The organism is Enterococcus sp. AZ089 (genome assembly GCF_050547225.1).
GTDB lineage: Bacteria > Bacillota > Bacilli > Lactobacillales > Enterococcaceae > Enterococcus_D > Enterococcus_D entomosocium.
The window spans coordinates 1,247,797-1,261,261 of sequence record NZ_CP172954.1 but is presented as its reverse complement, the minus strand read 5'-3'; the positions used below and the strand labels follow the sequence as shown (position 1 = coordinate 1,261,261).

Here is a 13,465-nt window from a genome sequence, read left to right as displayed (position 1 = left end):
TCTTTGAACCGGCTGGTTCGAAGAACTTTTTTCTTATTGAATCGTACGATGTTTCTTCCAGAAACGTTGTTGCCATTTTTCTTTCATACTTTCTGTAAGTGGTTCTGATGCTTCTTTGATCGCACAATATTTGTCAACCATTGTGACAATATAGCTTTCTTTATAACGTGGCGGCGCAATCGTTGCTCCCCACATATGTTTCAAGATGATATCTTTTTCTAGATCACTTAGTTCAGTGATTTTTTCAGCATTTTTTACTGCAATTCGTGGATGCATATACGCATGGGTACCTTCATCAAACTTTGTGGTACGCCAGTCATAGTAGAATAAATCATGAAGGAGTCCTGCACGAGCTGTTGCACGAGCATCGCCGCCCCATTTCTTGGCCAATTTGTAACTATAATAAGAGACGCTGATCGAATGTTCCAAACGTGTGGAGTTCATATGCTGCACAAAGTTGGCTAATTTTTTTACAGCTTCTGTTTCTAACAGGTCAGCCACGTAAGACATATATTCGCTATCTTCTTGCCATTTTTCTGTCATAAATTTTTGTCTGCCACCTTTTTTTGATCTGCTTGATTGTTACAAGACAAAGTATAGCACCTATTCATCGAAGATTCTAGGTGAGGTGCAATAGATTCAAATAGTTTAACAGTTCCTTAAAAATCTATCTGACAGAAAAATACATCAAAATTCCGGCTGCAATGGCGACGTTCAATGATTCCGCCTGACCATAGAGGGGAATATACACATTTTTGTCAGTCAAAGCCAACAGTTCTGGGTGAACCCCTTGTCCCTCGTTACCTAAAATGAAGGCAGTTGTTTGTTCTTTAGGAAGCTCGGTATAAGGAACAGCTTCTTTATTTAATTCGGTGCCATAAATCGTCACGCCAGCTGAGCGTAGCTGCTTTAGAAATGGCGGGATCGCTCCTTCTAAAATCGGCAAATGATAGTTGCTTCCTTGCATGCTGCGCAAGACTTTTGTGCTGTAAAGATCTGCTGTTCCTTCGCCGAGAAACACCCCGCTAAATCCAGCAGCATCCGCTGTTCGAATCATGGTACCAACGTTCCCGGGATCTTGCACATTATCTAAAATCAACCAATTACCCGTCAGTGTCTGTAAGTTTTGCTCTTGCTTTTCCACCACGGCAAAAATTCCTTGTGGTGTTGGTAAATCAGAAAGCATCGCTGCGATCTCCTCTGTGATCAAATAGCTTTCTTCCTGATAATCATCGAGCTGCCCGTTGGCTTCGCTTAACCCTCGCGGTGTCACCAACAACGCTTTGATAGGTACTTTGGCCTGCAGCGCTTCTTGCACTAAATGCCAGCCATCGATCAAATACGTATTGGTCTGTGTACGGTGTTTTTTTTTTGTTAGTTTTTTGATTTCCTTGATAAAGGTATTTTTTTTCGATTGAATTTCTTTCATGTGGTCACCTCGATTTATTATAGCATGAGTCAATCGATCTAACTTGTTCTTTTACTGAAAAAACGCTATCATTATAAGCAGAGGAGGGATTGTCCATGAAGAAACTACGAATCCATGTTCAAGGGCGTGTCCAAGGTGTCGGCTTTCGTTATACCACGAAAATGCTTGCCGATCAATTAGGGGTCACAGGATCTGTAAAAAATGAGGCAGATGGTTCTGTTTCGATTGAAGCGATGGGAGATGCAAAAATCATCGATGCCTTTGTTGCCGGAGTGAAAGATTCTCCTTCTCCCGCTGGAAAAGTGAACCAAATCGACATCCAACCAGATGATACCATTAAAGAACGTACTAGCTTTGACGTAGTCTATTATTGATAATTGAATGTTTTCTAAGTCGAAAGATTGATTTTTCAATGAATTTCTCTTTGTACATTGAAATAGTCGGTCTTTTTTAGTATAGTTATTTTTGTCTAAATTTATTGTGAAGAGGAAGAATAGAATGTCTAAAATGAATAAATGGCTGCTTTCATCAGGATTATTTGGCCTGTTATTAGCATTATCAGGCTGTGTCAGTACCAATGCTGATGGTACGCCGAAAGAAACAGGAATGATTTATCGCTTTTTGGTGAAACCTTTAGGTGATATGATCACGATGCTCGTTGAAAACTTCAACTGGTCTTACGGCTGGGCGATCATCGCCGTAACGATCGTTGTCCGCGTCATTATCTTACCATTAGGGATCCATCAGTCTCGAAAAACGATGATTCAAAGTGAAAAAATGCAGTTTCTGAAACCTCAAGTGGATATTGCGCAAGCCAATTTGAAGAAAGCAACCACTCGGGAAGAACAAATGCAAGCGCAAGCGGAGATGCAAAAAATCTATTCTGAAAACAACGTCAGTATGTTTGGCGGTATCGGTTGTTTGCCTTTACTGATTCAGATGCCGATCTTCTCTGCCCTCTACTTCACCGCCCGTTACACACAAGGAATCCAAAACTCTGAGTTCTTTGGCGTATCATTAGGTGACCCCAGCATCCTCTTTGTGGCGATTGCTGGTATTTCCTACCTGGCACAAGGATACATCTCAACCATTGGGATTCCGGAAGAACAGAAAAAAACGATGAAAACCATGTTGATCGTTTCTCCATTGATGATCGTTTTCATGTCAATGAGTGCACCAGCTGGTGTGACGCTTTATTGGGTAGTCGGTGGGGTCTTCAGTTGTATCCAAACATTTATCACGAATGTCATCATGAAACCAAAAATTCGTGCCCAAGTCGAAGCAGAAATGAAAGCCAATCCGCCAAAAACGGTGGTTACGCCTCGCAAAGATGTAACTCCTGAAAAAACAGAAGCTGTCAAAAAAGCGTTGAACACGACAAAGCCTAATGGAAAAGGTCGTAACGCAGGCAAGCAGCAACGTTAGTAATTCTTGACCAAATCGCTCAATGAGTGGTTTGGTTTTTTGTTGTTTTCAAATGGGAATCAGTTGCTTCTTCTTCTGCCTTTCGCTATAGTAAATGAGAGGTGAGCACATGTTTCAAGCATATATCAATATTTTTGTCATTTTCAGTCTCATGTTTATCGGTTATTGGTTGTCTTACAAACAATGGTTTTCTAATCGAACCGCCGATACGTTTTCAAAATTGGTATTAAATGTCTCATTACCAGCCAATATGTTTTTAACGATTATTAAAAACTTTACGAAAGATGAATTTCTTTCATTGGTTTCGGGGATGATCATCCCATTACTTTCCATGATGATCACTTACTTCGCTGGTTATTTATGGCGACGTTTCGCGCAAGTTGAAGCCAAACACCAAGGCGCATTTTCCGCCATGTTTACCTTTTCCAATACGATCTTCATCGGCTTACCGATCAATTTAGCTATTTTTGGTGAAAAAGCCGTTCCTTATGTGTTGTTGTACTATATTGTAAATACGACATTATTTTGGACCATCGGTATTTTTGAGTTAGCAAAAGACAATCCTGATTTTGGTGAAGCCCGGATTTCCTTTCATCCATTGGTCATGCTAAAAAAGATTTTTTCACCAGCCTTGATTGGTTTCATCATCGGTTTGATCTGGATGCTATTCACCTTACCGCTGCCCTCATTTGTTGATGGCCTTGGAAGCTATCTAGCAGATTTGACGACACCCTTATCAATGTTTATTATCGGAATCATCGTCTACTTTGGGGGACTCAAAAATTTGCGAATGACGAAAGACATTGTCGGTGTTTTGTTTGGTCGTTTCGTTCTTTCGCCCCTCGTTGTGTGGCTGTTAAGCAGAATCATCCCTGTTCCTGAATTGATGCTTTCTGTGTTTATTATTCAAGCCTCTATGCCCGTCCAAAACTCTGTCCCGATCCTTGTACGAAACTACCAAGGGGATGAAGAATTTGCAACTTCATGTTTAGGCTATTCCGTCTTACTGTACATGGTGTATTTGCCTGTTTTGCTTTTTTTCTTTTTTTAGCTATTTAACGAACTTTGTCGAAAAATACTCGTTACCAAAGGCATTCGCTTCTTTCGGTAACGAGTATTTTTCTCCTCTTTGTATGGTAAAGGTTCGATTGATTCGCTACCAAGGCTGGCCCCTATGATTTCCCACAATAGACCACGATCTTTCTGATTTTCGTCAGATTGTGGCTGCTTAGATCGATTTCACAAACAAGACAAAAAAGCACATCATGCAGAAACTAGCTATACTAGCCATTATGATGATGTGCTTATTTTTTATCTTAAGTGAACAGCCGGTGGTTTACAACATATCAAACAACGATAACTGATTTTCATCAGGTAAATCTTTAAGAACACCGTTATCCGTCATGTATTCAATCAAAGTCTTAGAAACTTTCCCGCGATTGGCGAGATCTTCTTTCGATAAGAAAGGACCATTTTTCCGTGCTTCCACGATTTGTTTCGCTACGTTTAGTCCCAAACTCGGCACTGCTCGAAATGGTGCGATCAATTTTTTTCCGTCGATCACGAAGTTTTCCGCATCCGATTTATACAGATCGATCATCCCAAATTCATAACCGCGCTCTAACATTTCATTGGCTAACTCCAGAACGGTTAACAGATTCTTTTCTTTCGTTGACGCATCCAATCCTTTGTCAGTGATTTCTTGCATCCGTTCTTTTACGGCGTCTTTTCCTTTTGACATGGCAATCAAATCAAAATCATCCGCCCGGACAGAGAAATAAGCACAGTAATAGAGAATTGGGAAGTACACTTTAAAGTAAGCCACCCGCAACGCCATCAAAACATACGCCGCCGCATGGGCTTTCGGGAACATATACTTGATCTTCGAACAAGAATCGATATACCATTCAGGGACATTGTTCTCCCGCATCGCTTGCAAGTAAGTGTCCCGCAAGTCGTCAGGGATCTTGTTCCATTGCCCTTTACGAACCGTCTCCATGATTTTAAAGGCCATCCCGTCATCTAAGCCAGCATGGATCAAGTACACCATGATATCATCCCGACAGCCGATTACTTCTGCTAGACTGGCATCTCCGCGACGAATCAGTTCTTCGGCATTGCCCAACCATACATCGGTACCATGGGAAAGACCAGAGATCTGCAAAAGCTCTGCAAACGTCGATGGATGGGTTTGATCCAACATCCCCCGCACAAATCGGGTCCCAAATTCTGGGATGCCTAATGTACCTGTTTTGGAGTAGATCTGCTCTTCAGTCACACCTAGCACGTCCGTACCACCAAAAATACGCATCACTTCCGGATCATCCGTGGGGATCGTTTTAGGATCGATTCCTGATAAATCCTGCAGCATCCGAATCACCGTTGGGTCATCGTGTCCCAGGATATCCAGTTTTAAAATATTGTCATGAATGGAATGGAAATCAAAGTGGGTCGTTTTCCATTCTGAATTTTGATCATCTGCTGGGTATTGAATCGGCGTGAAATCATAGACATCCATATAGTCTGGAATAACGATGATTCCCCCCGGATGCTGACCAGTTGTCCGTTTGACGCCAGTTGCACCCTTAGCCAATCGATCGACTTCAGCTGCTCGATAATGGAGATTATGATCGCGCTCAAAGCCTTTTACGAAACCGAAGGCTGTTTTATCGGCTACTGTACCGATCGTTCCGGCACGATAGACATATTCTTCGCCGAAGAGCACTTTCGTATAGTTATGGGCCTCTGGCTGATATTCCCCAGAGAAGTTCAAATCGATATCGGGGACTTTATCGCCATGGAAACCAAGGAAGGTTTCAAAAGGAATATCATGGCCATCTTTGTTCAGACGTGTGCCGCATTTTGGACATTTTTTCTCTGGCATATCATAACCAGAACCATACGAGCCGTCTTCGTAAAACTCAGAATACTGGCAATCGGGACAATAATAATGAGGGGCTAATGGATTGACCTCAGTGATCCCAGTCATCGTTGCTACGAAACTAGAACCGACTGAGCCCCGTGACCCTACTAAGTAGCCGTCTTCATTGCTTTTATGAACCAGTTTTTGTGAGATCAAATAGATCACGGAAAACCCATTCCCAATGATCGAATCAAGCTCTTTTTTCAAACGTTTTTCCACAATTTCTGGTAATGGATCACCGTATAGCTCTTTGGCACGGTTGTAACTCAAGTCGGTGATCTCTTGTTCAGATCCGGGAATCTTTGGTGTATACAGATCATCTTTTACCGGAATGACTTTTTCACAGAGATCAGCGATTTTATTTGGGTTCGTCACCACAATTTCTTTCGCTACTTCTGGACCTAAAAACTGAAAAGCGGTCAGCATCTCATCGGTTGTTCGGAAGTGTACATCCGGTAAACTATGTCGATTCAAGGGATTGGCGCCCCCCATTGAATTGATCAAGACCTTACGATAAATAGCATCTTCTTCGTTCAGGTAGTGGGCATTCCCAGTAGCAACAACGATTTTCCCTAACTCTTCACCCATTTGGATCAAATTCCGAATAATGTCTTCTAGGTCTTTTTCGCTTTTCACGAGCTCCGTTTCTAGGAGATGGGCATAAACTGCTTTGGGCATGACTTCGATATAGTCATAAAACTTAGCAAGTTCCCGCGCTGCATCGACCCCTTTTTGCATCATTGCGACAAAGACTTCCCCTTTATCACAAGCGGTTCCGACTAACAATCCTTCCCGCAATTTCACCAATTCTGAGCGCGGGATCCGCGGGACTTTATCATGGAAGTACTTCACATTCGACATCGAGATCAGCTTGAATAAATTCTTCAATCCCGCCTGTGTTCGGGCTAAGATCGTGGCATGGAAAGGCCGAGCTGCTTTATAGGAGTTCTCGCCCCCAACGTGTCGGTTCAAATCTTCGTGCAGCAGCATGTCATGTTTTTCCATCGCTTCTTTGACAAAGATCCACGCTAAATGACCGGTTGCCTCGGCATCGTAGATCGCTCGGTGATGTTGCTCCAAACTAACGCCGAATTTTTTGGAAAGGACACCTAAACCGAATCGCTTAAACTCTGGATACAAATAACGAGCGAGTTCCAATGTATCAATGACGGGATTTTCTGCTTCTGGAATACCGTATTTTCGATAACTTGTATTTAAGAAGCCCATATCAAATGACGCATTGTGGGCAACTAGAATGGCTCCTTCAGAAAACTCACGGAACAAACGTAAGACTTCTTCTTCCGATTTTGACCCCCGAACCATTTCATCGGTGATCCCCGTCAATTCTACGGTCGTTCGTGATAAAGGATGGCCAGGATCGATGAATTCATCAAAGGAGCCTTCCACGTTGCCTTTATGCATCCGCACAGCGGCCAATTCAATGATGGTGTCGTACACTGCAGACAATCCGGTGGTCTCCACGTCAAACACGATATAAGTGGCATCAGTCAGTGGGACAGGCTTCGGATTATAGGCAACCGCTACCCCGTCATCCACGATATTGGCTTCCACACCGTAAAGAATTTTTACCCCGGCTTTTTCTCCGGCGTGATGGGCATCAGGAAACCCTTGTGCGCCACCATGATCGGTGATCGCAATCGCCTTATGGCCCCACTTGCCAGCTTGAGCGACAAAGTCTGCCACATTGTTGGTTGCATCCATCGTACTCATATTTGAATGCAGGTGAAGTTCGACCCGTTTTTCGCCTTCAGGTGCATAATCTTTGCGGGCCTCGTGTTTGACTTCCAGCAAATCTTGCGCATTCATAACGAGATCTCGCATAAAAGTATCTTCTTGAACACTACCACGCACTTTGACCCAACTACCTTTAGCAATGGCATCAAAGACTTGTTCATCTTTTTCATTATTGGAGAATTTTTTCACACTAAACGACGACGTATAGTCGGTGATTTTCAAAATCAAAATCTTCCGTTTTGAACGCAATTCTCGAACTTCTTTATCAAAGACATACCCTTGGATCGTAACTCTGCGTTCTTCCTCAATGATATTGATCATCGGTGTCACAGGTTCATCGGCAGGAATATTACGTCCCAAGGCAATTGGTCCGTCAAATTCGACTGTTTTGACTTCTTTTTTGCGTTGCTCGTGGGCCATTAAGTTCTCAGCGGCTTGCAATTGGAAGGCTGCCGTTTGTTCTTCTTTTCGTGCTTCAAGTTCTTTCAAGGCTGCCTCAGCCTGTTCTTTGTCTAGCTGCGGCAAGATCCGAAATTTTTGAAACCCGAAAGTCCCATAATTTTCCTCAATGATCGGTAAGTACTGTTGCTGCAAAATCGTGATGACCGCATCATTGTTGACGGGTAAAATCACTTTGTTCTCTTGAATCATAGGCATTTGATTTTTAATCACTTGATGAACTAACGGCCGATCACAATTTTGATTGGCTAACGCTAGTGGCCAGTATTCTTGAATGAACTGCTCATCAAAGGAACCATCTTGAGCTTCAATGACAATGCGAACTTCCGCGATCTCTTTAAACGCTAGTTCAATGTGTTGTTTAAAGGATTGATACACCATCACCGGTAATAAACGTTCAAATTGGAAATAAAACGTCCACGCTTTTGATTGTCGATGCACGGTTACTTGTCTGATTTGGGCAGTTTGTATCAATGGATGCTGCCGAAGATTTGGGGCAGCTGCAATTTGGTCTAATAATATCTCAAAGGTCTCTCTTTCTTTTGACAATTGAAGATCCTCCTTTTCTCAGTACTCACTAGTATACCTCTTTTTGTCTTCACTTTCATTAAAAAATCGAGAAAGGAATTCCTCTCTCGATCTACCATTTGTTCCGATTTATTCTTGGTTGGCTAATAAAATCGTCAAGGTCGAAGCGACTTCTTCTTTCCTCACTTCAACGGTTGCGCCAGTATGCTTGATTTTGATCTCCACGATGCCTTCTACGGCTTTTTTACCGATGGTCAAGCGAATCGGACAACCAATCAAATCGGCATCTGCAAATTTGACCCCTGCACGTTCATTGCGGTCATCCACCAATACTTGATAGCCGACTTGGTTCATCATTTCTTCTACTTCTTCACTTAAGGCATTTTGATAGCTATCTTCAATCGACGTTTGGATGATATGCACATCAAATGGGGCAATTTCTTGGGGCCAATCGATCCCAAACTCATTGCCGTATTGTTCGACGATTGTTGAAAGCAGCCGAGAAACGCCCAGACCATAACAGCCCATGATGATTGGTTGTTCATCGCCATTTTCATCGACAACCGTCGCTTCTTGGGCCTCGCTGTACTTGGTTCCTAACTTGAAGATATGCCCAACTTCGATTCCTCGCGTAAAGGTTAAGGTTCCTTTTCCATCTGGGGAAGGATCGCCTTCTTGAACCAAGCGAAAATCGGCAAAGGCTAGTGGTTGAAAATCACGGCCTACATTTGCATTGAGAAAATAGCTCTGTTTTTCTGCCGCTGGGACGATCAGATTCGCCATATCTTGGACATGCTGATCCGCATACAATTGGATCGAATCAGCAAGCTCAATGGGGCTGCGAAGTTGTGTGTCACTGGTAAGATAGGACTCGGCTTCTTCAGCAGTCAGGACCTTCACTTGATCAGCCGCTAAAAAATGCTTGATTTTTGTTTCATTGAGACTGTGATCACCTCGAAGCAATACCATAATGACTTGCTCGTCAACGAGCAGCAAAAATACTTGAACGATTTTTTGCAAATCCGTATCGTGTGTTTTCGCCAGTTCCTCTAACGATAATGATTCTTTATGAACGACTTTTTGTAACTCTAAGTAGGTCTCATGAGATTTTTTAGCGATATACTGACTAGTTGCTAGTTTCCAATTGGCGACATAGTCGCTTTCAGTCGAATAACAGATCAGCTCTTCGCCGATTCCAGACAATGCCAAAAACTCTTTTGAATCTCGGCCACCCATCAAGCCATTATCCCCGACCACTGCCCGATACTCGATCCCACAGCGTTTCAATATGGCATGGTAAGCCATTTCGTAGCGATTATAGGTTTGATCTAAGCTGGCTTCATCGGCGTGAAAAGAATAGCCATCTTGCATGATAAATTCACGGCTGCGAATCAATCCAAAACGCGGCCGCTGTTCGTCCCGATATTTCGTTTGGATCTGATATAAGCTCAAAGGCAGCCGCTTATAAGACGTGATCTCGTTTTTGATCAATGTCGTGAACGGCTCTTCGTGAGTGGGCCCTAAAACGATCTCTCGTTCGTTTCGATCTGTCAACCGATACAAAGACTCACCATACAATGAGGCCCGTCCAGACTCCTTCCATGGTTCATACGGAAGCAAAGAAGGCATCGCCATCTCCACAGCATCGATTTCTGCCAGCTCCTCACGAATGACCCGTTTGATCTTTTCTAACACCCTTTGAGCTAATGGCAAGTAGACATAGATGCCTGCCGCCACTTGTCGAATATACCCTGCCCTAACTAACAGTTGATGACTTAACGTCTCCGCATCGCTGGGGGTTTCCCTCAATGTCGGAATCAAACATTTTGACTGTTTCATTTTTTTCTCCTTTGCTACAAAAAATCATGTTCACCCGATCAACAATTGATTTGCTTGTGCGTCTTATTTTTAAAAGAAGAAACGTTGGATATCATTCCAGGTAACGAGAACCATCAGCAGCATCAAAAACCCAAACCCAATCAGGGTAATGATGCCTTCTTTTTCTTGACTGATTGGCTTGCCTCGCACACCTTCTAAAATATTTAAAACCAGTTTCCCACCATCTAATCCAGGAATCGGCAATAAATTAAAGATCCCCAAATTGATGGAAATCATCGCCATCATGGCGATCACCGTTGTGACACCTTGCGATGCGGCTTGAGAAGACAGTTGGAAAATCGCTACCGGTCCGCCCAATTTATTGATATCTGGTTGGGCGATCAAGTTGCCGACTGCTCTAAAAATAACCAGCGAATTGTCAATGGTCGTTTGTAAGCCACCCAGTAAGATGTCTCCGATCCCAGTTTTTAACGAAGCCGTGATCCCTAAGAAACCGATCGTGGTCTCCCCTGATTCTTGACTCGCAGGAGTTGCTGTCAAATCAAGTGTTTCCGCTCCTCGTTTGACTTCTAGAGTAATCTTAGTAGCTGGGTACTTTTGGATCTCTGTCGTCAATTCTGACCAGTTGGAAACATCGACGCCTTCAACTGCTAGGATTTCGTCGCCATTTTTCAGCCCGGCTTCAGCTGCCGGGGTTCCTGCTTCGATTCCTGTCACGACGGTTGCATCTTGATTCGCGACACCACCTTGCGCAAACACCAACCCAGTGAATAAAACCAAGGATAAAATAAAGTTATTCATCGGTCCTGCAAAATTCGTCAGCATTCGTTGCCACAGCTTTGCAGACTGGAATTGAACGTCTTTTGGTGCGATCCGAACTTCAACGCCATCTTCATGAATGATCGTTGCGTCATGATCCACAGCGTACGTAACCGCTTCTTGTTCATTGCCGTTGATGAAGCCAGTGATCGTCAACTTCTCCTCCAAGTCAAAGTCGGTCACTTCCATGGGGATCGCTTGCGGCAATTGGATCTTTTTGCTTGTATTGATTTTGATGACTCTGCCAGTTGCATCTTGAACCAAGGAGACTGGCATGCCAGGCGTTAATTCAGTCTCATCTTCGCCCCAGCCTGCCATTTGGACATACCCGCCTAATGGCAGCATCCGAATCGTGTAGGTCGTCCCATCTTTCGCTTGATGCGCGAACAATTTAGGCCCCATACCGATGGCAAACTCTCTTACTAAAATACCTGCCCGTTTTGCAAAGAAGTAGTGTCCAAATTCGTGAATCACTACCACCACGGAAAAGATAATGATAAATACAAGTATCGTTTTCATGCTCGTTCCTCTCTTTCACAGCATCCCTCTCATTCAGGGCAGCCTTTCCTTATTTTATCACACCGGTTCCCGTTGAGGAACTCACATTCCCGTTGTAACAAGAATTTAAAAAAAGAAGCGCAAGCCAAGCCTGCACTTCTTAAAACTTTTCTAAAAGACACCGAATAAATACATGATTGGAAACACAAACAACATGCTATCGAAGCGATCTAAGATTCCTCCGTGACCTGGCAGGATATTCCCTGAATCCTTCACGCCATAGTGACGTTTGATCGCGGATTCCACTAAATCACCAAATTGCCCAGCGATCGAAAAGAGGACCGTCAATAAAATCATGATGGCACTACCGTGTCCAAAATAATCTTTCCCAGGAAATGCTAATAGATACAAACCAGCTACGACCACCGCAGCAGCAATCCCGCCTAGGGCCCCTTCGATGGTTTTATTAGGAGAAATCTCCGGCCATAATTTTCGTTGGCCGTAACGCCGTCCCACCATGTAAGCCCCAATATCCGTTGCCCACACGATAAACAGCCCGAAAACTAAAACAACTAATCCATCCGTTGCTGACCGTGCCGTCAAGAAACGTTCAAACCCGACACCAGTATATAAGCTAACGATCACCGGAAACCCAGCTTCATCGATGGTATACGTATTTTTCGAAATAACCGCGATCCCTAGTAACAAAAGAACGATCAGATAGTACAAGGCACTTTTATCTGTCCCCTCTGGCAAAAAGAAAAACCAGCGTTCTTGAGGCAAAACTAAGATCACCGCTCCGAGGATTGAAAGAATTCCTTCAAAACTGAAAATAGCTAGTCCTTTCATCCGAAATAATTCATAAACACCAATTCCTGCCATTGCTGCTGCCAGCAATTCGACGGCAATGCCGCCAACATAAATAATTGGCAGGAAAAAGGCTAATGCGACGACCGCAGTGATTACACGTTGTCTCACTCTTCTTCCTCCTCTGTTTTCAAACCGCCAAAACGCCGGTTTCGTTGTTGAAAGCTCCCAATCGCGTCCTCTAATAACGCAGCATCGAAATCAGGCCAGAGCGCCTTCGTAAAGAATAACTCGCTGTATGCAATCTGCCATAACAAGAAATTACTGACACGTTCCTCACCACTCGTTCGAATCACCAATTCAGGATCCCGCAAAGGGCTTGGTAAAAAACCAGTCATCAAATGCGTCCCCAGCATGTCTTCCGTGAGCTCTGGTAGGGCTTCGCCGGAAGCCGAGAGTTCTTCATAAAGCGCTTGGACAGCTGTCAAAATTTCTGCGCGGCTGCCATAATTCAAAGCAAAATTCAAGATCATTCCCGTATTGTCTTTGGTTTGGTCGATCGCTCGCTTGACCGCTTCTTGCGTGTGTAGGGGTAAAGAATCCGTGAACCCCATCACTTTGACTTGAACATTTTCTTTGATTAGCTCAGGAACAAAGGTGTCGAAAAAGTCGACTGGTAGTTGCATCAAAAAGTCTACTTCCTCGTTCGGCCGTTTCCAATTCTCTGTCGAAAATGCATAAAGCGTCAATACCTTCACACCTAAGTGTGAAGCGTGTTTCGTGATTTTCTTTACCGTCTCCATGCCTTCTTTGTGGCCAGCTACTCTTGGCAAGCGCCGATTTTGCGCCCATCTGCCGTTACCATCCATAATGATCGCGATGTGTTGGGGAATCGGCAGTGATGGATCAAATTCATGTTCAGCCGCTTCTTTGATATATTTGTCTTTTTGTGGAAAAAAACGCAGCATCGTATTCGCTCCTCT

At 43.6% G+C, this 13,465-nt stretch carries 10 protein-coding genes; 3 read left to right on the top strand and 7 right to left on the bottom strand.

Annotated elements, in window-relative coordinates; translation table 11 throughout:
• Positions 1-33 precede the first annotated feature (33 nt).
• A complete protein-coding gene (locus IGJ01_RS05955; RefSeq protein ID WP_005236965.1) occupies positions 34-543 on the bottom strand; it encodes an HD domain-containing protein in 510 nt (169 codons plus the stop codon).
• A 124-nt stretch (positions 544-667) separates the two neighbouring features.
• Positions 668-1,429 carry a TrmH family RNA methyltransferase gene (locus IGJ01_RS05950; RefSeq protein ID WP_430601518.1) on the bottom strand — a complete coding sequence of 254 codons (762 nt, stop codon included), beginning with the start codon at positions 1,427-1,429 and terminating at the stop codon, positions 668-670.
• A 95-nt stretch (positions 1,430-1,524) separates the two neighbouring features.
• Between IGJ01_RS05950 and IGJ01_RS05945 the strand changes: the two genes are divergently transcribed.
• The 3 genes from IGJ01_RS05945 to IGJ01_RS05935 all read left to right on the top strand — a co-directional run bounded on the left by IGJ01_RS05945 (position 1,525) and on the right by IGJ01_RS05935 (position 3,905).
• Positions 1,525-1,803, top strand: a complete 279-nt coding sequence (locus tag IGJ01_RS05945) for an acylphosphatase (protein ID WP_430601517.1) — start codon at positions 1,525-1,527, stop codon at positions 1,801-1,803.
• Between the two features lie 124 nt (positions 1,804-1,927).
• Positions 1,928-2,854, top strand: coding sequence for a membrane protein insertase YidC (gene yidC, locus IGJ01_RS05940; protein WP_005236971.1), 927 nt, complete (start codon positions 1,928-1,930; stop codon positions 2,852-2,854).
• Positions 2,855-2,963: 109 nt separating this feature from the next.
• Complete coding sequence (locus IGJ01_RS05935; protein ID WP_034872197.1) at positions 2,964-3,905, top strand: AEC family transporter; 942 nt, start codon at positions 2,964-2,966, stop codon at positions 3,903-3,905.
• 285 nt (positions 3,906-4,190) lie between these two features.
• Here the strand turns inward: IGJ01_RS05935 and IGJ01_RS05930 are convergent, their stop codons facing one another.
• From IGJ01_RS05930 to IGJ01_RS05910, 5 genes are all read right to left on the bottom strand, one after another.
• Complete coding sequence (locus IGJ01_RS05930; protein WP_430601516.1) at positions 4,191-8,540, bottom strand: PolC-type DNA polymerase III; 4,350 nt, start codon at positions 8,538-8,540, stop codon at positions 4,191-4,193.
• 108 nt (positions 8,541-8,648) lie between these two features.
• The gene (locus IGJ01_RS05925) at positions 8,649-10,358 is read right to left on the bottom strand and encodes a proline--tRNA ligase (RefSeq protein WP_008381112.1); all 1,710 of its coding nucleotides are present in this window, start codon (positions 10,356-10,358) and stop codon (positions 8,649-8,651) included.
• Between the two features lie 69 nt (positions 10,359-10,427).
• Positions 10,428-11,696: an RIP metalloprotease RseP gene (rseP, locus tag IGJ01_RS05920; protein WP_008381110.1), complete on the bottom strand. Its 1,269-nt coding sequence runs from the start codon at positions 11,694-11,696 to the stop codon at positions 10,428-10,430.
• 150 nt (positions 11,697-11,846) lie between these two features.
• Positions 11,847-12,653 carry a phosphatidate cytidylyltransferase gene (locus tag IGJ01_RS05915; RefSeq protein WP_005236992.1) on the bottom strand — a complete coding sequence of 269 codons (807 nt, stop codon included), beginning with the start codon at positions 12,651-12,653 and terminating at the stop codon, positions 11,847-11,849.
• Entirely contained in the window at positions 12,650-13,450 is an 801-nt protein-coding gene (locus IGJ01_RS05910; RefSeq protein WP_005236994.1) for an isoprenyl transferase, read from the bottom strand. Before IGJ01_RS05910 ends, IGJ01_RS05915 begins: the two co-directional genes overlap by 4 nt.
• Between the last annotated feature and the right edge of the window lie 15 nt (positions 13,451-13,465).